Here is an 18,780-nt window from a genome sequence, read left to right on the forward strand (position 1 = left end):
CCCGCCCGGCCCCAGGTCTAGCTTCGCTCTGCGGGCCACGCCTTCTTCGGCCCGGGGAGCCAGCCAGCAGGATGAGCCAGGATTCCACGGTCGCCGTCATCGGCAGCGGGCTCGGCGGACTCGCGGCCGCGTGCGTCGCCGCCGCGCGGGGCCACCGCGTGACGGTCTACGACAAGAACGGCTGGCTCGGCGGCAAGGCGGCGGTGCTCCACGAGGGCGGCTTCCGCTTCGACATGGGACCGACGATCCTGACCGTGCCGCGGGTGCTGGAGCGGATCTTCGCCGAGTCCGGCCGCTCGGTCCACGACTACATGGACCTGCGCCGCCTCGACCCGCAGTGGCGCTGCTTCTTCGACGACGGGACCCACATCGACCTGATGCAGGACGTCGAGCGGATGGCCGGCGACATGGAGCGCTTCGCCCCCGGCACCGGCGAGGGCTACAAGAAGTTCATCTCCATCTCTCAGCATCTCCACGGCGTCTCCGAGAAATTCTTCTTCTGGAAGCCCGTCGAGGACCTGTTCGACACGATCAACATCCGCGCCAACATGAATCCGGGGACGCTGCGCGACGTACTGTCCCTGCGCATGCACGCCTCGGTGGCGTCGACGATCCGCGGCAAGGTCAAGGATGCCCGGCTCGCGCAGATGCTCGACCACTTCGTGCAGTATGTCGGCTCGTCACCCTACGGCGCGCCGGCGGTCCTCTGCGCCATCGCCCACATGCAGACGGCCGATGGCGTCTGGTACCCGATGGGCGGCACCCGGGCCGTCGCCGAGGGGCTGGCGAAGCTCGCCCAGGAACTCGGCGCCACCTGCAAGACCGACACCGAGGTGACCGGCATCGAGACCGCCAACGGCGCGGTCCGGGGCGTGCGGACGGCCGCGGGCGTCACGCCCTACGACGCGGTGATCTCCAACATGGATTCGGTCCGCACCTACCGCGAGCTCGTCGGCGGTGAGGCCGCCAAGGCCTACGCGAGGAAGAACCCCGAGCCGGCCTGCTCGGGCGTGGTGCTCTATCTCGGCCTGAACAGGCGCTACGAGCACCTGAACCACCACGATTTCGTCTTCTCCCGCGACCCGGAGGAGGAGTTCGACTACATCTACAACAAGGGCGAGCCGGCCCCGGACCCGACCGCCTACCTGGCTGCCCCCTCCTCCACCGATCCGAGCGTGGCGCCCGAGGGCGGCGAGGCGCTCTACGTCCTCGTGCACACGCCGTATCTGCGCCCGCACCACGATTGGCGGCCGGACGGCCCGCTGTTCCAGAACTATCGCCGAACGATCCTCGACAAGCTCAAGCGGACCGCCGGCATGCCGGACCTCGAGGAGCGCATTGTGGTCGAGCGTCACCTCACGCCGCAGGACATCCACGAGCGCTACAAGGTCCTCAACGGCGCGATCTACGGGCTCGCCTCCCACGGGCGCGTGATGGGGGCGTTCAAGCCCGGCAACCGGTCGCGGCAGGTGCGCGGCCTGTACCTCGCGGGCGGCGCCGCCCATCCGGGACCCGGTATGCCGATGGTGATGATGTCGGGCTGGATCGCCGCCGACGCGCACGACCAGGACGCCCGCGGCGCCCTGCGCGCCTCGGCGTGACCGCGACGCCGCCATCGCCGCCCCCCGTNGAGCGCGGCGGCAAGCGCCGCGCCGAAGGGGGCCCCCAACTCGAGCCCGTGCCCGATCACGTCCCCGAGGGCACGCAGGCGGGCACCCTCTGCGAGCCGGGCCAGCGCCGCGCGCTCCTCGGCGGTGATCGGGGTTACCCCGGTCGCGCCGGACAGGACGTGGTCGGGAGCCGAGAGGCCGGCCTGTCGCCAGAGGGTCTCGAGGCTGCCGGCGACGCTGCCCGGTGCGCGCCGGGTCCGATCGCTCGCCACCGGCTCCAGCCGGGCCAGGGCGCGGGCGCCGCGCTCCGCGGCGTGCCCGGCGGATTCGAGCATCAGGAAGGCCGCGCAGCTCCCGAGGATGAACCCGCCCGCCTCGCTGCCCGCATTCCCACTCGCCTCGTCACGCGCGAAGACCGGGCGATAGGCGTCGCGGGCGAGATAGCCGCCCATCTCGTGGATCACCAAAACGTCCGGCCGCTCGGCGCTGTAGGAACCGCCGACCAGGATCGCGTCGATCTGGCCCGAGGCCACCCGCGCCTGCGCGATCCGCAGGGCGTCGACCCCGGCGGATTCCTCGCCCATGAACGTGCGCGAGGCGCCCGTGACCCCGTGGACGATGGCGATGTTGCCGGCAAGCAGGTTCGAGAGCTGGGCCAGGAACAGCGTCGGACGGAGGTCGTTCTGGAGCCGCTCGTTCAGGTAGGCGCCCGGATCGGCGGCGTCGCGCAGGCCGGTCAGGATCGCGCCGTCCGCCGCGTAGTCGCGCTCGCCGCCGCCCGCGGCCACGACCAGGTGGAGTGCCTGCTTGAAGGCCGGGTCGTCCTTCACGCCCGCCGCGTCGAGGGCGAGGCCGGCGGCGTAGACGCCGAGCCGCTGCCACGCCTCCATCTGCCGCTGGTCGCTGCGCTTGGGGATCTGGCCATCCCACGCGATCGCCGGGGCCGGATGGACCGGGTAGGGCGCGAAGCTCGCGCTGTCCGTGCGCGGGGCCGCCTCTCCGGCGAGGGCGGCCAGATGGGCGTCGACGCCCTCACCCGCGCAGGAGACGAGGCCGAGGCCGGTGACGACGACGGGGCGGGTCATGGCTGACTCAGGGCTCGCGTTCGGCCGGCGCCGAATCGGGAAACAGGCCGATCGCCCGCGCCCGCGCGCGCATCGGCGCGTCGAGGCCGTCCGGGAACGGCATGGTGCGGAAGCGGAGTTCCGCGTCGCACAGCGCCTTGCCGTCGTGGCTGATCGCCGCCCTGGTCACCGCGTAGCCCGAGCCGTCATGCTCGAGGGTCGCCGTGACGAGGAGATCCGCGCCGGGCCCCACGAAGGACCGGAAGCGCGCCTTGTCCACCCCGGTGAGGAACGGCATCCGCGCGAACTCGAGATGGGCGAGCACGAGGTAGCCGGAGGCCTGGGCCATCGTCTCGGTCAGGAGCACCCCCGGCACCAGAGGGTGGCCGGGGAAGTGCCCCTCGAAGACGGGACTGGCCATGGGCACCCGGGCGAGCGCCTCGATGCGGCCGGCGGCCCTGTCGAGGAGCCGCACGGAATCGATCATCTCGAAATATTCGAGGCGCATGGCGGGTCGGATCGGCCTCGGTTCAGACCTTCGCGGCCTTCTCGGCCACGAGGCCGTCGATGCGCGCGCACAGGTTCTTGAGGACGAAGTACTCCTCGGCCGGGACCTTGCCCTCGTTGACCTCCTGGGTCCACCGCTCGAGCGGCAGCTTGATCCCGAAAGCCTTGTCCACCGCGAACGCGATGTCGAGGAAGGCGAGGCTGTCGATGCCGAGGTCATCGATGGCGTGACTCTCGGGCGTGATCTTGTCCCGCGGGATGTCGGCGGTCTCGGCTATGATGTCGGCCACGCGCTCGAAGGTGGCGCTGCCGTGGGCGGGCTCGTCGGACATGTCTTCTCGCGGGCTGTTCGAGTTCCGGATCGGTGGTGCGGGAGCCCCCTCGCCGCTCGGGCGGCCCGGCGCAAGCGCCCCGCGCGTCCGCCCTACGCGTGGACGGGGCCTGGAACGCGGCCCGGTCGAATGGCGGCGACCTCTACACGAGGGTGTCAGAAGCGGCAACCGCGGCGCTTCCCCGACGTTTCAGCGCCTGTCCACAGGCGTGCGCCGCCAGGTGCGGGGACGCGCGTACGCTCCGGACGCGCCGGCCCTAGCTTGACGGCGAGACGAGGCGCGTCCTCAGGAGATCAGACGGATGCCACCGATCACAAAGCCCGCCGCCAAGCCGGCGCGCATCGAGACGCCGCCCCTGCCGCCGCAGGAGCGCGCGCGCTCCCAGGGGGCGGCCCGCGTCCTGCTGGTCCTGACCCTGACGGCCCTGGGCCTCTGGATCCTGCACGAGTTCCTGCCGGCCCTCGCCTGGGCAGTGGTCCTGGCGATCGCCCTCTGGCCGGTCTACCAGCGGCTGGAGCACCGCTTCCCGCCGGGGAAGCACAACATTCTCCTGCCGACCCTGATGACCGCGGCCGTGGCGCTGGTCTTCCTGGCGCCGCTCGCGATCCTCGGCATCCAGGCCGCCCGCGAGGCCCACGACGTCGCCGAGTTCGTCCGGAACGCCGAGGCGAACGGCATCCCGGCGCCGGAATTCCTCCAGCACCTGCCCTACGGCGCCGCACAGGCGACCGCGTGGTGGAACGACAATCTCGGCCACGCGCAGGCGGGCTCCGACCTGCTGCGCCGGTTCGAGAATCACTCGGTGCTCGGGGCCTCGCGCAACGTCGGGCGGGAGGTGGTGCACCGGATCGTGCTGTTCGGCTTCAGCCTCGTGGCGCTGTTCTTCCTGTTCCGGGACTGGCGGACCGTGCGGGACCAGTCGCTCACCGCCTGCCACCGGCTGTTCGGCCCGCGCGGCGAGCGCGTCGCCCGCCAGATGGTGGCCTCGGTGCACGGCACGGTCGACGGGCTGGTACTGGTCGGTCTCGGCGAGGGCTTCGTGCTCGGGATCGTCTACCACTTCGCGGGTGTGCCCCACCCGGTGCTGCTCGGCGCCTTCACCGCGGTGGCGGCGATGATCCCCTTCGGCGCCGCCGTGGCGATCGCCATCGCGGCGCTCCTGCTGGTGGCGGCGGGGTCGGTGACGGCGGCCCTGGTGGTAGCCGCGGCGGGCCTCGTCGTGACCTTCGTGGCCGACCACTTCATCCGCCCGGCGCTGATCGGCGGAACGACCAAGCTGCCCTTCCTGTGGGTGCTCCTCGGCATCCTCGGCGGCGTCGAGACCTTCGGGCTCCTCGGCCTGTTCGTCGGGCCGGCCGTGATGGCCGCCCTGGTCCTGCTGTGGCGGGAATTCACCGAGGGGCAGGACGCGACGGCCTGAGCCGCCGGGTCCGCTAGTCGGCCGCGCTCGTACCGGCGGCGGCCTCGACCCGGCGCCGGTCCTGGCGCCAGTCGGCCGGCTTCTCGAAGGTGCCGGCCCAGATGCCGCGGCGGGTCGCCCAGGCGTGGCCCTCCTGGCGGATGTAGGGGGCCGTCACCTGGCGGCTGGCCAGCGCCAGCCCCTGGCCAACCATCCAGGCGGACAGATCCTCGCCCTGGACATGGCAGATCCCGGCGACGCGGCCGGCGACGTTGCCCTCGCGCCGCTCGCAAGTGACCACGCCGCCGCCGATCCGCGCGCGCAGGGCCTGCGCGGCCTCGCGGCCGCAGCGATACTCCCGCCCCTTGGCGGTCTCGCAGCTCTGCGCGGTCTCGGGGGCATCGATCCCGTAGAGATGGATGCGCGTGCCCTGCACCTCGATCGTGTCGCCGTCGATCACGGTCGCCGGGCCGCTGATCGTCCCGGCCGCGGCCGCGTGGCCGCAGAGGAGGAGCAGGACGAGCATCGGTCTGATCATGGCGGGAAGGTCCACGCGGGTGGCGAGAAGGCTGTAGCGGGTTCGTCGAGGAGGAGACGGTGCCCGAGCAATGTGGCGAATTTGCCGGGCGGCCGGATCAGCCCCGCAGGCCCTGGACGAGTGTCGCCCGCCATGGTTGCGAAACTGTTCCGCGCACCATTGCGAAGCTCGGCACCGGAACGCCGGCCCCGATGCGTTCGTTATGCCGCATGACCTTTCTCAAGACCCTGCTGGCCAGTCTGGCCGTTTGCGCGGCTCTGCTCGTCTGGGCTGCCTTCGCGATCGGCCCGGAACGACAGGCCGAGCGGACCGGTCCGGGCTTGACCACCGCCACGGTGCTGGCCAGCGACGGCATGGCGCCGGACGGTCGGCCGGGCGAGGCCGCCGCGGGCCGTGCCGGCCCGGATCGGGGCGGCCTGGATCGCGCGGCCTTCGACCGTCTCGCGAGAAAGGTCTCCGGCGAGGTCCGCGACGCCTCCGCCGCGGCGACGCCCGCCGGCTGAGCGGTGCGGCGATCGGGCCTGCCGATCAGCTCCGGTACTTGCCGTTGCGCTTGATGAGAACGCGGGTGCCCACCGGCACGCGCTCGTACAGGTCGGCGATATCCTCGTTCAGCATGCGCACGCAGCCCGACGACATCTGCTCGCCGATGCTCCAGGGCTCGTTGGTGCCGTGGATGCGGAACAGGATGTCGCGGTTGCCCTGGTAGAGGTAGAGAGCGCGGGCGCCGAGAGGATTGTCGAGACCGCCCTTACGGGTGCGCGGCAGGTCGGGATGCAGCGAGACCATCGTGACGGTCGGGCTCCAGTCAGGCCAGACGCCCTTGCGCCCGACCCGCGCCTCGCCCTTCCAGGAGAAACCGGCCTTGCCCACGCCGACGCCGTACTGCATCGCCGTTCCGTCTGCCTGCACGAGGACGAGCTGCCGCTTGTCGATGTCGACCACGATCGTGCCGGGCTGCTCGGGACCGTTGTAGCTGACCTGCTGGCGGCGGTACTTCGGATCGAGGCGTTGGGTGTCGACCAGCGGGATATCGAAGGGCTTGTCGGGCTTGCTGCCGATGTACCACGCCGAATCGTCGTCCTGCGCGACCTGGGCCGGACGGGTCTGGCAGGCCGCCAGGGGCGCGATCGCCACGACGGTGAGGAGGACTCGCGAGAGAACGATCCGGCGCAGGCGGCTCCAGGCCGAGGGAAGCGTGGCGATCATAGGTCCTGTCGTGCGGGATACGGTCGTCGCGCCATGCCTACCGTCTCCACGCCGGTGACGATGTAGCTTTTCCGCCGCAGCGGGCCGCGCGCGGGCCGCTCCCGCGGCCACGGTTGTGCCCTAATTCTGAATCGCAGCGGTGCTCTATTGCGCGCGGCGCGGAGGTGAACGATGGCCGAGACCGAAACTCTTCCGACCGAGGCGACGGTCGTCCCCGATGTCCCCCTCAGCCCGGCGATACACCTCGATCACTGCGTCATCCACGTGAGCGACTGGGCGCGCTCCAACGCCTTCTACCGGGACGTGGTCGGTGCCGAGATCATCGAGCGCGGGCCCGGCTTCGCCTACCGGTTCGGCGGCGTCCAGCTCAACTGCCACGGCCCGGGCGTCACGGCGGTGCCGGTGGCGGCGCGGCCAGTCCAGCCGGGCAACAGCGACCTGTGCTTCCGCTGGTCGGGCGCGATCGAGACCGCGATCGCGCATCTGGAGGCGGCCGGAATCCCGGTCGAGCTCGGCCCGGTGGAGCGGCACGGCGCCGCGGGCGCGGGGATCAGCGTCTACTTCCGGGATCCGGACGGCTCGCTGCTGGAGTTCATCACCTACGTGGGATGATCAGCTCCGGCTCTCGGCCAGCGCCTGGTTGGTCTGCTCCAGCCGCAGCGCCAGCACGCGCATCAGGGCGATGCTGATCTGTGGAAACTGGGCCAGCAATTCCATGAACACGCCGCGGTCGATGCGCAGCGCGGTCACCGCGGATTGCGCCGTCACGGTGGCGGAGCGGGGCTGCTCGGCCAGGATGCCCATCTCGCCGACGAGGGCGTCCTGGCCGAGCAGCGCCAGCCGCACCGGCCCGGCGGGACCGTCGATGCTGACCTCCGCTGTGCCCGAGAGGATCACGTAGGCCGCGTCCGCCACGTCGCCGCGGGCGAAGAATCGCTGCCCGGGCTCGAAATGAACCCGCTCGCTGGTGAAGGCCAGGAGCTTCAGCCGCGCCGGCTCCACCTCGCGGAAGAGCGGCACCTGCTTCAGGGAGGAAACCTCGGTGTCGAGGGTCATTCGGGGGCTCCGCGACGGGTCTCACGCCCAGGACGGCGGGGCCGGACGGGCCCGCTTATCCATGCGGTTCGTCAGGCACTTGTCCAGCCCCGCACCTGACGCAACCTGTCGGTGTGGTCTCGGTGCCCTTCTGGCACTGTGTCTCGTCCTGGCGTCGGGACAGGCCGCGGCCCGCCTCGTGCAGGCCGACCTCGCCCGCGTCGCGGTCGCGCCGCCTCCGGGCGCCCGGGCCCCGCTCGACCTCGCCGTCACCGACGCGCGCTCCGATCAACCGACCACCCTGGGGCAAGCCCTCGGAGGCCGCACGGCCCTGCTGCTGCCGGTGGACTATACCTGCGGAAACGTCTGCGACCCCATGCTGTCCCTGTCGGCGGACGCGCTGGCCGCCACGGGCCTTCCGGTCGACGACTACGCCCTCGTCCTGGTCGGCATCGACCCGCGCGACGACGCCGCGGCCGCGCGCCGCATGCTGGCGGAGACGCTCGGGGACCGGGCTGACACCATTCGACCCCGGGCACTCATCCTGTCGGACGGCGCGCTCGCGCGCCTCACCGGCGCGCTCGGCTACAAGGCGGTCTACGATGCCGGGACCGACAGCTTCGCGCATCCCGCAGCGGCACTGCTGATCGCCCCCGACGGCCGGGTCGCCCGGGTGCTCTCACCCCTGGCGCTGACCGCGCGCGACCTCCGTCTCGCCCTGACCGAGGCCGGAGAGGGCCGGGTCGGCAGCGTCGCCGACCGCCTGACCCTGCTGTGTTACGGCTACGACGCCGCGCGCGGCGTCTACACGCCGCTCATCCAGCGCATCCTGACGGCGGCCGGGATCGTCACGATCCTGGCGATCGCCCTTCTCGTGGGGGGCCTCACACGCCTCGCGCGACGGCGCCGGGCCTGAGGCCCCTCCGCCCGGCTCAGCGCTTCGTCGAGAGCCCCTGCCCCCCGGGAGGCGGCGCATCGCGCTTCAGACTGGCGTTCAGGTGCGGCGAGTCGATCGGCTCCTCGCGGGTGGTCGGCGTGGCGGAATCCTCCGGCGCGGGCATCGGCGGCAGCGGCGGCGTGTTCGGCCGCGTCGCCGGTGCGCCCGGAGCGTCATCCTTGACCATGTTGCGGTTCGTCATTCGCCAAAACCCTTCTCTCGTGCCGCGCGGCCGCGCGCTCCACCCGGAACAAGTCGCCGGGCCTCCGGGGCTGCCGGAGCGGACGCGGACCGCAACGAAGATCGAATGTCGACCAACGCGGGACACAAGTCCGGGTTGCCGCCAAGCTTAGCTGTCGGAAGCTTGAGCAGGTCTCGGGATAGGAACCTTGGTTATTGCTGAAGGTTGTTGCGGGGTGAAGCGAAGCCTGAGGAGGAACTGATGGCATCCGGAAATTCGACCTCGAAGCGGGGCTTTGCCTCGATGGATCTGGAGCGGCAGCGCGAGATCGCCAGCAAGGGTGGCCGCAGCGTGCCGGCCGAGAAGCGCTCCTTCTCGCAGGACCGTGAGCTCGCCTCGTCCGCCGGCCGCAAGGGTGGCCAGTCCACGGGGACCGGCCGGGCCGAGTGAGGCCGCCGCAGAACCGTATCGCGTAGCGGCGCCGCGTCCCCCGGGACGGGCGCCGTTTCCATTTCGGGCGACGATGGCGGACCGCGGCGCGGCGGTGCCCGCCACAGCAGAAGGCCCCGCCGAGATGGCGGGGCCTTCTGCTGTGGCGGTTCGTCGTGGCGCCGATCAGGAGATGCAGCGGCCGGGAGTCATGCGGCGCGCCTCGGGACCGACCAGGGAACTGAGAGCCGCCTCGCAGCCCTCGCGCATCCGCCGCGGCGGCTGCCGCAGGATCGGCTTGATCTCGAGATCCTGAGCCTCGCCGGCCACGGGCGCGTTCCGGCTCTCGAGGCGCTGCACGCCCGCCACCCGGGTCGGGCTGATCGACAGCGATACGGGGCGCATTCCAGGCAGCGGCGCCGAGACGATCTGGGCCGTGGGCACCGGCATCGTCCAGCGATCCGCCGTGTCGCGAACCACCGGCTGGACCAGAACGGTGAGAAGAGCGGCAGGAGCACTCACGCCCAGGATGAAACCAGACCGCAGCATCGCCCCGACCTCATTGCGAGAGCTTGACAGGATGTTCGTACAACGCGCCCTGCAATCGCAGGTTCCTAAACTGTGTCGCGTCTACGCAGCCTGAGTATTCGAACGCAGCTCGGCCGTTGGTGCGGCGGCGCACGCCCGCTATCCACAGCCCCGCACCGTTGCAGAAAAATCACGGTCTCTGAAAAAGCTTCCGTGTCGGAACCTCCCGCGCCGGCATCCGTTCTCTAGGCACCCGGCCACCTGGTCCTCCCCGCATTCCCCTTGTGCATCGGCCGGAACCTTCGCGACGGGCTGGAGCTCTCTCCGGCCCGTTTTTTTGTGCGCCGCGCCGGACCCGGGCGGCCGGCCCGCAACAAAAAAACCCCGGCTCGCGCCGGGGTTTCTCGTTGCCACCTTGCTCGAACGCGGGCGGCCGGGGCGAACCCGGACGCGACCCGCCGGGTCGGAGCTCAGGCCGTCTTGGCTTCCCGCCGACGGGCGGTCTGCTGGAAGAACAGGGCTTGGCTGATCACCGCCGAGACGTTGGCGGGCTGGAACGGCTTGGCGATGAGGAAGGCCGGCTCCGGCCGCTCACCCGTGAGGAAGCGCTCCGGATAGGCGGTGATGAAGATGACCGGCACCTCGAAGGACTTCAGCAGGTCGTTCACCGCGTCGAGCCCGGAGGAGCCGTCGGCGAGCTGGATATCGGCCAGGATCAGGCCCGGCCGCTTGCCCTCGCCGGCGATCTTGACCGCTTCGGTGCGGGTGCGCGCGACGCCGATGACGTTGTGGCCGAGCCCCTCGACCAGCGCCTCCAGATCCATCGCGATCAGAGGCTCGTCCTCAATGATCAGGATCTCGGTCGCCATGTCGGCGGCGAGTTCGCGGCCGGCCTCGTCCACGAGGTCCCGAACCTCGGACACGTCGACGCCCAGGATGATGGCCGCGTCCTCCTCCGAGAAGCCCTCGAGGCAGGAAAGCAGGAAGGCTTGGCGCGGCAGCGGCGTGATCTGGCCGAGGCGGACTTCCGCCGGCAGGTCGTGCTGGACCTGCTCGCTGCGGCCGTTGACCGAGAGCGAGTTCCAGATCCGCGTGAACACGCGGAACAGGTCGGCCTTGATGTTGGTGCTGCGACCGAGCGTGTCCGGCTCGTTGACGAGGGTCTCCAGGGTGGCGGCGACGTACGCGTCACCCGCCACTTGGCTACCCGTGAGCGCGCGCGCGTAGCGGCGCAGGTACGGCAGGTGCTGTACCACGAGTTGCGATGTCGACATTCGATCCCCTGTGCCTCGCCGTGTTGCCCGGCCGCGAACGCCTCGATCCGTTACCGAGGGCCTGCCGGGGCCGGCTTTGTGTCCTGCGCAGCCTACCGCCCAACGCGGAGGCCCGCACTCCGTTCCACCCCCCAGCGGAACCGATGCCGGCGCGCAGGCGTTGCCGCCGCAGCCATGGCGTATGTCGAGCCGCAGCACAATGCGGCCACGCCGACTTCGGCAACAAGGGGCGTGTTGATGACGGACCAGGGGAAGGAGGCAGGTCTTCGCGCGCGCGATCCGCTCGCCGAGACTGCTTCGGATCGCTCATCGGAGCCCGAGGACAGCTCCGTCGACGCCTCCGCTCCCGACGGCCACGGCCCCCGCGATCGCGCCCGAAGCCGGAACGGCCTGAGTGATCAGACCCGCACTCGCATCGCCGCGCAACTCCGCGCGATGTACGACACGGTCACGCAGCAGCCCGTCCCCGACCGCTTCGCCGAATTGATCGCCAAGCTCGATAGCGCCGATCGCAAGGCCTGAAACGCGACGTCCTGCCGATGTCGCGGCCCCGGCACGCCGCCCGTGTCCCGCGAGCGACCGGACCGATCCGCCCGGCCAACCGCTCCGGCAATACAGACGCCGGACGGAAAAAGCCGCCGCCCAGGGGCGACGGCTTCCTGGCGTGCCCGAGTGCCGGCCCGGGACGTGGGCCGGCCGCTCCGGCCACCGGTCAGAGGGTCGGCGAACGGCCCCGCATCAGGCCGACGACAGCCGAGATCGCGAACAGGACGATGGCCACGAAGAACACCAGCTTGGCCGCCTCCATGGCGGTACCGGCGATGCCGCCGAAGCCAAGCAGAGCGGCCACGAGGGCGACGACGAGAAAAGTTACGGCCCAACCGAGCATGGTTCGTATCCTTAGAAAGTACCAACGCGGGCGGGCCGCGTCGTTCTGAACACGAAAACGCCAAGGTTTCGCTCCGGTTCCGCCCCTATGGCGAAGTCCTGTGAGTCCCTGCGGCCGCGAGGCCCGTCCGCGACACGGGGTGACGGAACGAGACGGGGGCGCTAGCGTTCGGAGATAGGTCTCCAGGCTCGATCCGGGATTTGCGATGCTGCAATCTGCCAAGAGTACCGTTCGATCGAAGGCCGCCGCGATGGCGGCGCGCGTGACCGAGATCGTCGAGAGGTCCGCCGACGCCCTGCGCGCGGCCGCGCTCGGTCTCATGCCGGCACCGGCGCCCGTACCGGTCCGNGCGACGCCGCCATCGCCGCCCCCCGTCGCGGGGGGCGCGAGAGGCAGGCGCGGCGCCCCCCTGCCCCCGGTCTCGCCCCGGATCCGCGCCTTCATGGTGGCGTGGCTCGAGCGCTACCTGCACCGCCACCTCGACGCGCTGCGGCTGCCCCTCTGGAGCACCCTGCCCGCCGCCAGTCATCCGGGCGCGATCGTGGTCTACTGCAACCATCCGGCGTGGTGGGACGCCGCGCTGATCATCGTGCTGGCCGGCCGCCTCTATCCGGAGCGGGCGAGCCGCGCGCCGTTCGACGCCGCGATGCTGGCACGCTACCGCATCTTCGAGCGGATCGGCGCCTTCGGCGTCGATCTCGACAGCCCGCGCGGGGCGGCGCAGTTCCTGGCCGCCGCCCGGTCGATCCTGGGCGCGCCCGATGGCATGCTCTGGATCACCGCGCAGGGCCGTTTCGCCGATGCCCGCGCGCGGCCGCTGGCCCTGCGTCCCGGCGTGGCGCGCCTCGCCGAGATCGCCCCCGACGCGCTCTTCGTCCCGCTCGCCGTCGAGTACGCCTTCTGGGACGAGCGCGGGGCGGGCGCCTTCGCGGCCTTCGGTCCTGGAATCGCCGGAGCCGACCTCGCCGCGCTTCCGCGCGCCGAGCGGCTCGCCCGCCTGGAATCCGACCTGACGCAGACCCTCGATCGCCTGAGCTCCGACGTGATCAGCCGGGAGCCCGGACGCTTCCGCACCCTGGTTTCCGGCCGGAAGGGCGTCGGCGGCCTCTATGACCTGTGGCGGCGGCTGGCGGCCCGCCTCTCCGGGCGCCGGTTCGACCCGGCGCATCGCGCGATGGGCGGACAGGATCGCGCCGGATGAGGTCGTCCGCGCGCGCCAAACCCTGCGCCATCGCCTATCGTGGCGCGACACACTCCCGGCGCGGACGATGACCGACTCGATTCTCACGGCCCTGGCGCTGACCTCCCTCGCCGCGGCCCTCCTGCCGGCCGTGCTCGTGGCGGTGAATCTCGCGGCCCTGCGCCGGCCCGTAACGGAGGCCGGCGCGGGCCTCGTCTCGATCCTGATCCCGGCGCGCAACGAGGCGGGCAACATCGACGCCACCGTCCGGGCGGCGCTCGCCAGCATCGCGGTCCCGGTGGAGGTGATCGTCGGCGACGATCATTCCACCGACGCGACCGCCGCGATCGTCCGCGCCGTCGGCGATCCGCGCCTGCGTCTCGTCTCGGTGCCGGCCCTGCCCGAGGGATGGACCGGAAAGAACCACGCCTGCAGCCACATGGCCGGGCTCGCCCGCGGCGACCACCTGCTGTTCATCGACGCCGATGTCCGCCTCGAGGCCGAGGCGGCCGCCGCCCTCGCGGCGCAGGCCCGGCGCACCGGCGCGGCCCTCGTCAGCGGCGTGCCCCGGCAGCGGACCGACACGGTCGGTGAGATGCTGACGGTGCCGATGATCGACTTCCTGCTCCTCGGCTTCCTCCCCATACCGCTGATGCGCCGCCTGTCGGACGCATCGCTCGGCGCGGCCTGTGGTCAGTTGATCCTGATGGAGCGGGCGGCCTACGCGGCCACCGGCGGCCACGACGCGATCCGCAACTCCCTGCACGACGGAGTCCGCCTGCCCCGGCTGTTCCGGGCCTCGGGCTACCGGACGGATCTCGTGGCCGCCGCCGCGCTGGCCACATGCCGGATGTACGACGGCTTCGGCCAGGCCTGGGCCGGCTTCTCCAAGAATGCCCACGAGGGCATGGCCACGCCCCGCGCCCTCCCGGTCTGGACCCTGCTTCTCGGCTGCGGCCAGGTTCTGCCGCCGCTTCTCGTCCTGGCCGGGCTGCTCGGGCTGCTGCCAGCCTCGGCCCTGATCCTGGCCATCCTGGCCCTCGGCCTGTCCCTGGCCACCCGGACGGCCGTCACCGTGGCGGTTCGGGCCCCCTGGGCGACGATCCCGCTTCATCCGGCGGCGGTCGCGGTCGCCCTGGCGATCCAGTGGAACGTGCTTCTGCGCCGCGAGCGGGCCGGCGCGGCGACCTGGAAAGGCCGCAGCTATCCGGTGAGCGGCGGCTGACCCGCGCGGGCCGGCGGACCAGAGGGTGCCGGCCCGCGCCCGGGCCTCACGGCTGGGACGGCTGGCACGGATCGGTGGAGCGGGCCTTTCCGATCTGCGGCTTAAGCGAGACGATGAGTTGCACGTTGGGCACGTCGCCGACCTGCCGGGTCAGGTGCCCGACATGGCTGTCCGGACCCTGCGGCGTCGACCCCATGTCGGCATTGAACTCCACTTCGCCAGGCCCCTGCTCCAGCACGGACCCGTCCGTGGCCTCCACGGACCAGCGGCCCGACAGGGTGATCACCCACTGGGGGCCCGGCGCCGTGTGCCACGTGCCGACATAGCCGACCGGCAGGACCGCGTACTTGATCGACGTCACCTCCCCCGGCGGAAAGCCGACGTATTGCGGCGCTGCCGGAGGCGCGTAGCTCTTGAAGATGAAATTCTTCAGGTCGCAATACTGGACATGGCTGTGGCCCTTGTCGTCGGCATAGAGCACCCCGTACCGCAAGGCGGGCGGGTCGGCCGATGCGAGGCCGGCCGGACCGGACGGCGCCGGCGCGATGGTCATCAGCGGCTCGCTCTTCGGCGCCCCGGCCGCCTGCGCGTTCCCGGCGCCCGCGACCGCAGCGAGCACGACCAGCTCCAACCGCCCTGCATTCCTGAACCGTCCCATGATTCCCCTCGGCGTCGCATCGCGTGCGGTGATTGCACGAAGGTTCCCTAATCAGCCGGACCCGGCCGATTCAATCTCTCGGTTCTACCTCTGAGATTTATTGTATCAACTGCAAGTAATTATTGAGTACAATACTCAGATTTTTCTATTTCTCAACTTCGTTATTCGGCCACAAGACAGTGGTAACGGCTGCGTTCGCTGACGGGCCATCGAGGCGCTCCCACGGCCGGCAAGGCGCGCTTGTCCACAGGCGTCTGGCGCCCATTCCGGCATCCTGTCGGAACCGGTCGGGCCGGGAAGCGGCGCGGCGCTTCCTGATGGATCAGTCCGTCGAAGGCCCGGTGCCGGCCGGGCCGCCGAGCCGCGTCTCCGCCAGGATCCAGGCGGCGGTGTCGGCATCCGCCCCGGAGATCGGCAGATGCAGGATGATCGGCGTGTCGTAGGGGTGTCGCGCCTTCAGCGCGACCGCCAGCGCGTCGGCCAGCCCCTCGCGGCTCTTCAGGATGGCGGCGACCTCGGCGCCGCGCTCCACCGCCCCTTTCCAGCTGTAGACGGACTGCATGCCCGGCAGCACGTTGATGCAGGCGATGAGGCGCTCGCGGACCAGCGCCTCGCCGATGTTCAGCGCCGAGGCGAGGTCGGGAAAGGTGGTGTAGACGAGGAGCGGACGCTCCATGCTATGCCTCCGGTAGCGCGTGTGCTCGCGGAGTGAGGCGCATGCCGGGCAAGGACGTCAACCGGGCGGTTCGCTCGTCAGACTGGAGCCGTGACGTGAACCCTGAGGCGATCCCGACGCGCCTGCGCGGCTGCGCCTGATCCATGCCGCGCCTCCAGAAGATCGCCTTCGTGGCGAGCCCGACCGGCCATGCCCGCGAGGCCGCGGCCGCCCTGATGCGACGCTACGACCACGTCCCGCCCGAGGAGGCCGACGTCGTCGTGGCCCTCGGCGGTGACGGCCTGATGCTTCAGGTGCTGCACCGCTTCATGGACCACCCGAAGCCGATCTACGGGATGAACCGCGGCACGGTCGGCTTTCTCATGAACGAGTTCCGCGACGACGATCTCCTGGAGCATCTGGAGAACGCTCAGCGCAGCGTCATCCACCCGCTGGTGATGGACGTGCTCGACACGGAGGGGCGGTCCCACCGGGCGCGGGCGATCAACGAGGTCTATCTGCTGCGCCAGACCCACCAGACCGCCAAGCTGAAGATCGCCGTCGACGGCAATGTCAGGCTCGACCTCCTGATCGCCGACGGCGTGCTGGTCGCCACCGCGGCGGGGTCGACGGCCTACAACCTGTCGGTCGGGGGCCCGATCCTGCCCCTCGATGCCAAGTTGCTGGCGCTGACACCGATCTCGGCCTTTCGTCCCCGGCGCTGGCGCGGCGCGCTCCTGCCGGACTACGCCCGGATCCGGATCGACGTGCTCGACGCGCCTCACCGCCCGGTCGCGGCGGTGGCCGACCACACGGAGTTCCGCCGGGTCTGCACGGTGGAGACGTCCCTCGACCGCGCCACCGAGCTCGTGCTGCTGCACGATCCCGGCCACAGCCTCGACGAGCGCATCCTGCGGGAGCAATTCGGGTGAGTCTGCACGTCAGGGCCGCGCAAGCGGCCGACCGCGCGGCCGTCACCGGCATCATCGTGCCGACCATCCGGGCGGGCGAGACCTACGCGCTGGACCGCGACCTCGGCGAGGCCGAGGCCCTCGCGTACTGGACCGGCCCCGACCGCGAGACCTTCGTGGCCGAGGAGGCGGGCACGGTGCTCGGCACGTACTATCTGCGCGCGAACCAGGCGGGCGGGGGCGGCCACGTCGCCAATTGCGGCTTCATGACCGGAGCAGCCGCCCGGGGCCGCGGGGTCGCCCGGGCCATGTGCGCGCACGCGCTCGATCGGGCGCGGGCGCGGGGCTTCGCGGCGATGCAGTTCAATTTCGTGGTGAGCACCAACGTCCGCGCCGTCCGCCTGTGGGAGAGCTTCGGCTTCGACGTGGTCGGCCGGCTGCCGGGCGCATTCCGGCACCCGGCGCTCGGGCCGGTCGACGCGCTGGTGATGTTCCGGACGCTCTGAGGCGCGCCCGGATCAGGCCTGCGGGGCCGCGACGAGGTCGCCCTCGCGGATCGCCCGCTCGCCGGTCTTCGTGCGGATCCGGTAGCTCGGCTCGCCGGTCTGATCCTCCGGCATGAGCCGCAGGATCTCGAAAACCTCGGCCTCGCCCGTCTCGCCCGGGAGGCCCGGCCGGGGCCGGCAGACGCGCTGGCCGATCTTGAACTTGTGGGACATGCCGGCGGGATCCTGGACGGGTATGGCCGTGGTCGCGCCTCAGCGCTTCTTCTGCGCCTTCGCCTTGCGGGCGAGATAGCGCGCGTCGCGCTGGGCCTTCTGCTCGGCCTGCAGGGCCTTGGCACGCTCCTGGGCGGCCAACTGCTCGGCGTGCTTGCGCTCGATCTCGGCGAGGCGTTCGGCCTCGGCCAGGGCGGCGGCGCGCTCGATCTCGGCCTGACGCTGGAGGGCGCGTTCGGCCGCGCGGGCCTCCCGGGCATCGACCACCGCGCGGCGGGCGGATTGGCGGGCGAGGACGGCCGGGTCATCGGCGGACGGGCGCGCCCGGAACCGGGCCAGCATCTCGGAGCGCGCCTTGGCGGCGGTCTCGAGGCGATCGGTGACACCCTGCTTGTTCAGAAAGCTCACAGACACTCCTGGATCGGGTGCGGCGAAGACCGTCACCCGCAGAGGGGAAAGTAGAAACACGACGGCAGATACGAAGAAGCCGCTCCCAGAGGAGCGGCTTCCGGAGAAACGCTGAGGACGGCGATCAGGCCGTCTGGAGCTGACCGGCGGACTGCTTGCCGCTGCGACGGTCGGTCTCCAGCTCGTACGAGACCTTCTGGCCCTCGTTCAGGCCGCGCAGGCCGGCGCGCTCGACGGCCGAGATGTGGACGAACACGTCCTTGCCGCCGTCATCCGGCTGGATGAAGCCGTAGCCCTTGGTCTCGTTGAACCACTTGACGGTTCCGGTGCTCATGGAAGTCCTTGATCTTCGCAGGCATAGTGAGAGATGGCACTCGCTCGAACGAGGGAGCGCCGGCATCGACCGATAGCGATAGGAAAGTCAGAACCGCCCTGCGAAGGCGTAACGGTCCAAGATATCCGGACACGTGCCGATGCCGTACAAGTAGACCGCCAGCGGTTCTTTGGCAAGCGCGGGGAAATATTTCCAGCGGCCAGCGCCCCGGCGATGCGGGAAATTCTTTTCGGAACTTCCGATTGAGCAGCGCCAGAACGGTCGCTTGAACAACGGGATAAGGGATATCGATGCAGCACGGTCGCGCGAAAGCTGTGCTGCCGGCCGGACGATCGGACGCGGCCGACGCGCACCCCGCGGCGCGGTTTCGCTCAGGCCGGAACGAGGCGCAGGACCCCCTCGCCGCGCCGGTGGCCGACGGCGGTCACGGCGACCTCGCGGGCGCCGTCGGCGACGAGCGTGGCNGCCGGTCACGTGCAGCGCCCAGACGTGCAGGATCACGACGCCGGCGATCATCCAGGGCAGCAGGGCTCGCCGGGCATCGCCGCCAGCGCGAGGCGGCGATCCGGGCGCGGCTGGCGGCCGGCGACGGTCGCATCGCCGACATCGTCGCGGCGATCTACCAGGGTCTCGATCCGCGGCTCCGCGGCGCGGCGGCCCTGTCGGTCTTCGCCCACCTGGAGGATCTGGTCGGCCGGGGACTCGCGTCCTCCGACGGCGCCCCGCGGCTCGACGGGACCTACGCGCCGGCCTGACGG

Annotated in this window: 25 protein-coding genes and 2 pseudogenes; 12 read left to right on the forward strand and 15 right to left on the reverse strand. The window is 71.2% G+C overall.

From position 1 onward, the window contains the following. The first annotated feature begins 71 nt into the window (after nucleotides 1-71). Complete coding sequence (locus tag MMR14E_RS15380) at nucleotides 72-1,601, forward strand: phytoene desaturase family protein (protein ID WP_331315473.1); 1,530 nt, start codon at nucleotides 72-74, stop codon at nucleotides 1,599-1,601. Nucleotides 1,602-1,630: 29 nt separating this feature from the next. Here MMR14E_RS15380 and MMR14E_RS15385 read toward each other — a convergent pair. The 3 genes and pseudogenes from MMR14E_RS15385 to MMR14E_RS15395 form a co-directional block, all read right to left on the reverse strand. Beyond that, a pseudogene (locus tag MMR14E_RS15385) lies at nucleotides 1,631-2,695 on the reverse strand (beta-ketoacyl-ACP synthase); the annotation flags it as partial. A gap of 7 nt (nucleotides 2,696-2,702) precedes the next feature. Continuing rightward, nucleotides 2,703-3,182, reverse strand: a complete 480-nt coding sequence (locus tag MMR14E_RS15390; protein ID WP_331315474.1) for a 3-hydroxyacyl-ACP dehydratase FabZ family protein — start codon at nucleotides 3,180-3,182, stop codon at nucleotides 2,703-2,705. 22 nt (nucleotides 3,183-3,204) lie between these two features. After that, entirely contained in the window at nucleotides 3,205-3,513 is a 309-nt protein-coding gene (locus MMR14E_RS15395) for an acyl carrier protein (RefSeq protein WP_010683687.1), read from the reverse strand. A 301-nt stretch (nucleotides 3,514-3,814) separates the two neighbouring features. Between MMR14E_RS15395 and MMR14E_RS15400 the strand changes: the two genes are divergently transcribed. Further along, nucleotides 3,815-4,933, forward strand: coding sequence for an AI-2E family transporter (locus tag MMR14E_RS15400; protein ID WP_331315476.1), 1,119 nt, complete (start codon nucleotides 3,815-3,817; stop codon nucleotides 4,931-4,933). 13 nt (nucleotides 4,934-4,946) lie between these two features. On the opposite strand, the gene MMR14E_RS15405 is transcribed toward MMR14E_RS15400, so the two are convergent. Continuing rightward, nucleotides 4,947-5,450 (reverse strand): thermonuclease family protein, encoded by a 504-nt coding sequence (locus MMR14E_RS15405; protein WP_331315478.1) that lies wholly within the window; start codon nucleotides 5,448-5,450, stop codon nucleotides 4,947-4,949. Between the two features lie 59 nt (nucleotides 5,451-5,509). Here MMR14E_RS15405 and MMR14E_RS15410 point away from each other — a divergent pair, with 59 nt between their 5' ends. Continuing rightward, on the forward strand, nucleotides 5,510-5,953 hold the full coding sequence (locus tag MMR14E_RS15410; RefSeq protein WP_331315479.1) for a hypothetical protein: 444 nt from the start codon (nucleotides 5,510-5,512) through the stop codon (nucleotides 5,951-5,953). A 25-nt stretch (nucleotides 5,954-5,978) separates the two neighbouring features. On the opposite strand, the gene MMR14E_RS15415 is transcribed toward MMR14E_RS15410, so the two are convergent. Then, nucleotides 5,979-6,659: a L,D-transpeptidase gene (locus MMR14E_RS15415; RefSeq protein ID WP_331315480.1), complete on the reverse strand. Its 681-nt coding sequence runs from the start codon at nucleotides 6,657-6,659 to the stop codon at nucleotides 5,979-5,981. A gap of 171 nt (nucleotides 6,660-6,830) precedes the next feature. Here MMR14E_RS15415 and MMR14E_RS15420 point away from each other — a divergent pair, with 171 nt between their 5' ends. Beyond that, nucleotides 6,831-7,271, forward strand: coding sequence for a VOC family protein (locus tag MMR14E_RS15420; RefSeq protein WP_331315482.1), 441 nt, complete (start codon nucleotides 6,831-6,833; stop codon nucleotides 7,269-7,271). Here MMR14E_RS15420 and MMR14E_RS15425 read toward each other — a convergent pair whose 3' ends face one another. Then, nucleotides 7,272-7,715: a Crp/Fnr family transcriptional regulator gene (locus tag MMR14E_RS15425; RefSeq protein ID WP_331315484.1), complete on the reverse strand. Its 444-nt coding sequence runs from the start codon at nucleotides 7,713-7,715 to the stop codon at nucleotides 7,272-7,274. It abuts the gene before it with no gap. A gap of 178 nt (nucleotides 7,716-7,893) precedes the next feature. On the opposite strand from MMR14E_RS15425, the gene MMR14E_RS15430 reads away from it, so the two are divergent. Continuing rightward, nucleotides 7,894-8,610, forward strand: a complete 717-nt coding sequence (locus MMR14E_RS15430; RefSeq protein ID WP_331315485.1) for an electron transporter — start codon at nucleotides 7,894-7,896, stop codon at nucleotides 8,608-8,610. 16 nt (nucleotides 8,611-8,626) lie between these two features. On the opposite strand, the gene MMR14E_RS15435 is transcribed toward MMR14E_RS15430, so the two are convergent. Next, the gene (locus MMR14E_RS15435) at nucleotides 8,627-8,833 is read right to left on the reverse strand and encodes a hypothetical protein (protein ID WP_331315487.1); all 207 of its coding nucleotides are present in this window, start codon (nucleotides 8,831-8,833) and stop codon (nucleotides 8,627-8,629) included. A 240-nt stretch (nucleotides 8,834-9,073) separates the two neighbouring features. Between MMR14E_RS15435 and MMR14E_RS15440 the strand changes: the two genes are divergently transcribed. Continuing rightward, nucleotides 9,074-9,262: a general stress protein gene (locus MMR14E_RS15440; protein WP_010683678.1), complete on the forward strand. Its 189-nt coding sequence runs from the start codon at nucleotides 9,074-9,076 to the stop codon at nucleotides 9,260-9,262. A 165-nt stretch (nucleotides 9,263-9,427) separates the two neighbouring features. Here MMR14E_RS15440 and MMR14E_RS15445 read toward each other — a convergent pair whose 3' ends face one another. Then, nucleotides 9,428-9,790: a hypothetical protein gene (locus MMR14E_RS15445; RefSeq protein ID WP_331315488.1), complete on the reverse strand. Its 363-nt coding sequence runs from the start codon at nucleotides 9,788-9,790 to the stop codon at nucleotides 9,428-9,430. A 449-nt stretch (nucleotides 9,791-10,239) separates the two neighbouring features. After that, on the reverse strand, nucleotides 10,240-11,043 hold the full coding sequence (locus MMR14E_RS15450) for a response regulator (protein WP_192706375.1): 804 nt from the start codon (nucleotides 11,041-11,043) through the stop codon (nucleotides 10,240-10,242). A 174-nt stretch (nucleotides 11,044-11,217) separates the two neighbouring features. On the opposite strand from MMR14E_RS15450, the gene MMR14E_RS15455 reads away from it, so the two are divergent. Beyond that, on the forward strand, nucleotides 11,218-11,565 hold the full coding sequence (locus tag MMR14E_RS15455; protein WP_331315489.1) for a NepR family anti-sigma factor: 348 nt from the start codon (nucleotides 11,218-11,220) through the stop codon (nucleotides 11,563-11,565). Between the two features lie 190 nt (nucleotides 11,566-11,755). Here the strand turns inward: MMR14E_RS15455 and MMR14E_RS15460 are convergent, their stop codons facing one another. Continuing rightward, on the reverse strand, nucleotides 11,756-11,932 hold the full coding sequence (locus MMR14E_RS15460; protein ID WP_007568853.1) for a DUF1328 domain-containing protein: 177 nt from the start codon (nucleotides 11,930-11,932) through the stop codon (nucleotides 11,756-11,758). 442 nt (nucleotides 11,933-12,374) lie between these two features. On the opposite strand from MMR14E_RS15460, the gene MMR14E_RS15465 reads away from it, so the two are divergent. Together MMR14E_RS15465 and MMR14E_RS15470 are read left to right on the forward strand one after the other, a co-directional pair. Then, nucleotides 12,375-13,133: a lysophospholipid acyltransferase family protein gene (locus tag MMR14E_RS15465; protein WP_331315490.1), complete on the forward strand. Its 759-nt coding sequence runs from the start codon at nucleotides 12,375-12,377 to the stop codon at nucleotides 13,131-13,133. Between the two features lie 67 nt (nucleotides 13,134-13,200). Continuing rightward, nucleotides 13,201-14,337 carry a glycosyltransferase family 2 protein gene (locus MMR14E_RS15470; RefSeq protein ID WP_331315491.1) on the forward strand — a complete coding sequence of 379 codons (1,137 nt, stop codon included), beginning with the start codon at nucleotides 13,201-13,203 and terminating at the stop codon, nucleotides 14,335-14,337. 46 nt (nucleotides 14,338-14,383) lie between these two features. Here the strand turns inward: MMR14E_RS15470 and MMR14E_RS15475 are convergent, their stop codons facing one another. After that, nucleotides 14,384-14,968 (reverse strand): hypothetical protein, encoded by a 585-nt coding sequence (locus MMR14E_RS15475; protein ID WP_331315492.1) that lies wholly within the window; start codon nucleotides 14,966-14,968, stop codon nucleotides 14,384-14,386. A gap of 349 nt (nucleotides 14,969-15,317) precedes the next feature. Continuing rightward, the gene (gene cutA, locus MMR14E_RS15480; protein ID WP_331315494.1) at nucleotides 15,318-15,671 is read right to left on the reverse strand and encodes a divalent-cation tolerance protein CutA; all 354 of its coding nucleotides are present in this window, start codon (nucleotides 15,669-15,671) and stop codon (nucleotides 15,318-15,320) included. Nucleotides 15,672-15,814: 143 nt separating this feature from the next. Between cutA and MMR14E_RS15485 the strand changes: the two genes are divergently transcribed. Next, on the forward strand, nucleotides 15,815-16,582 hold the full coding sequence (locus MMR14E_RS15485; protein ID WP_331315496.1) for an NAD kinase: 768 nt from the start codon (nucleotides 15,815-15,817) through the stop codon (nucleotides 16,580-16,582). After that, complete coding sequence (locus MMR14E_RS15490; protein WP_331315497.1) at nucleotides 16,579-17,067, forward strand: GNAT family N-acetyltransferase; 489 nt, start codon at nucleotides 16,579-16,581, stop codon at nucleotides 17,065-17,067. The genes MMR14E_RS15485 and MMR14E_RS15490 overlap by 4 nt, the downstream gene beginning before the upstream one ends. Nucleotides 17,068-17,079: 12 nt before the next feature. Here MMR14E_RS15490 and MMR14E_RS15495 read toward each other — a convergent pair whose 3' ends face one another. From MMR14E_RS15495 to MMR14E_RS15505, 3 genes are all read right to left on the reverse strand, one after another. After that, nucleotides 17,080-17,280, reverse strand: a complete 201-nt coding sequence (locus tag MMR14E_RS15495; protein ID WP_331315498.1) for a hypothetical protein — start codon at nucleotides 17,278-17,280, stop codon at nucleotides 17,080-17,082. Nucleotides 17,281-17,319: 39 nt separating this feature from the next. After that, nucleotides 17,320-17,688 (reverse strand): DUF6481 family protein, encoded by a 369-nt coding sequence (locus MMR14E_RS15500; protein WP_331315499.1) that lies wholly within the window; start codon nucleotides 17,686-17,688, stop codon nucleotides 17,320-17,322. A 124-nt stretch (nucleotides 17,689-17,812) separates the two neighbouring features. Then, the gene (locus MMR14E_RS15505; RefSeq protein ID WP_012321928.1) at nucleotides 17,813-18,022 is read right to left on the reverse strand and encodes a cold-shock protein; all 210 of its coding nucleotides are present in this window, start codon (nucleotides 18,020-18,022) and stop codon (nucleotides 17,813-17,815) included. A 524-nt stretch (nucleotides 18,023-18,546) separates the two neighbouring features. On the opposite strand from MMR14E_RS15505, the pseudogene MMR14E_RS15510 reads away from it, so the two are divergent. Then, a pseudogene (locus tag MMR14E_RS15510) lies at nucleotides 18,547-18,777 on the forward strand (MBL fold metallo-hydrolase); the annotation flags it as partial. Nucleotides 18,778-18,780 lie beyond the last annotated feature (3 nt).

It is taken from the genome of Methylobacterium mesophilicum, from assembly GCF_036441335.1.
GTDB classification, from domain to species: Bacteria; Pseudomonadota; Alphaproteobacteria; order Rhizobiales; family Beijerinckiaceae; genus Methylobacterium; species Methylobacterium mesophilicum_B.

Bases quoted from the DNA above. Each gene is read 5' to 3' on its own strand.
- MMR14E_RS15380 (WP_331315473.1), top strand. From the start codon at position 72: ATGAGCCAGGATTCCACGGTCGCCGTCATCGGCAGCGGGCTCGGCGGA.
- MMR14E_RS15390 (WP_331315474.1), bottom strand. From the start codon at position 3,182: ATGCGCCTCGAATATTTCGAGATGATCGATTCCGTGCGGCTCCTCGAC.
- MMR14E_RS15395 (WP_010683687.1), bottom strand. From the start codon at position 3,513: ATGTCCGACGAGCCCGCCCACGGCAGCGCCACCTTCGAGCGCGTGGCC.
- MMR14E_RS15400 (WP_331315476.1), top strand. From the start codon at position 3,815: ATGCCACCGATCACAAAGCCCGCCGCCAAGCCGGCGCGCATCGAGACG.
- MMR14E_RS15405 (WP_331315478.1), bottom strand. From the start codon at position 5,450: ATGATCAGACCGATGCTCGTCCTGCTCCTCCTCTGCGGCCACGCGGCC.
- MMR14E_RS15415 (WP_331315480.1), bottom strand. From the start codon at position 6,659: ATGATCGCCACGCTTCCCTCGGCCTGGAGCCGCCTGCGCCGGATCGTT.
- MMR14E_RS15420 (WP_331315482.1), top strand. From the start codon at position 6,831: ATGGCCGAGACCGAAACTCTTCCGACCGAGGCGACGGTCGTCCCCGAT.
- MMR14E_RS15425 (WP_331315484.1), bottom strand. From the start codon at position 7,715: ATGACCCTCGACACCGAGGTTTCCTCCCTGAAGCAGGTGCCGCTCTTC.
- MMR14E_RS15435 (WP_331315487.1), bottom strand. From the start codon at position 8,833: ATGACGAACCGCAACATGGTCAAGGATGACGCTCCGGGCGCACCGGCG.
- MMR14E_RS15440 (WP_010683678.1), top strand. From the start codon at position 9,074: ATGGCATCCGGAAATTCGACCTCGAAGCGGGGCTTTGCCTCGATGGAT.
- MMR14E_RS15445 (WP_331315488.1), bottom strand. From the start codon at position 9,790: ATGCTGCGGTCTGGTTTCATCCTGGGCGTGAGTGCTCCTGCCGCTCTT.
- MMR14E_RS15450 (WP_192706375.1), bottom strand. From the start codon at position 11,043: ATGTCGACATCGCAACTCGTGGTACAGCACCTGCCGTACCTGCGCCGC.
- MMR14E_RS15455 (WP_331315489.1), top strand. From the start codon at position 11,218: ATGGCGTATGTCGAGCCGCAGCACAATGCGGCCACGCCGACTTCGGCA.
- MMR14E_RS15460 (WP_007568853.1), bottom strand. From the start codon at position 11,932: ATGCTCGGTTGGGCCGTAACTTTTCTCGTCGTCGCCCTCGTGGCCGCT.
- MMR14E_RS15465 (WP_331315490.1), top strand. From the start codon at position 12,375: ATGGTGGCGTGGCTCGAGCGCTACCTGCACCGCCACCTCGACGCGCTG.
- MMR14E_RS15470 (WP_331315491.1), top strand. From the start codon at position 13,201: ATGACCGACTCGATTCTCACGGCCCTGGCGCTGACCTCCCTCGCCGCG.
- cutA (WP_331315494.1), bottom strand. From the start codon at position 15,671: ATGGAGCGTCCGCTCCTCGTCTACACCACCTTTCCCGACCTCGCCTCG.
- MMR14E_RS15485 (WP_331315496.1), top strand. From the start codon at position 15,815: ATGCCGCGCCTCCAGAAGATCGCCTTCGTGGCGAGCCCGACCGGCCAT.
- MMR14E_RS15495 (WP_331315498.1), bottom strand. From the start codon at position 17,280: ATGTCCCACAAGTTCAAGATCGGCCAGCGCGTCTGCCGGCCCCGGCCG.
- MMR14E_RS15505 (WP_012321928.1), bottom strand. From the start codon at position 18,022: ATGAGCACCGGAACCGTCAAGTGGTTCAACGAGACCAAGGGCTACGGC.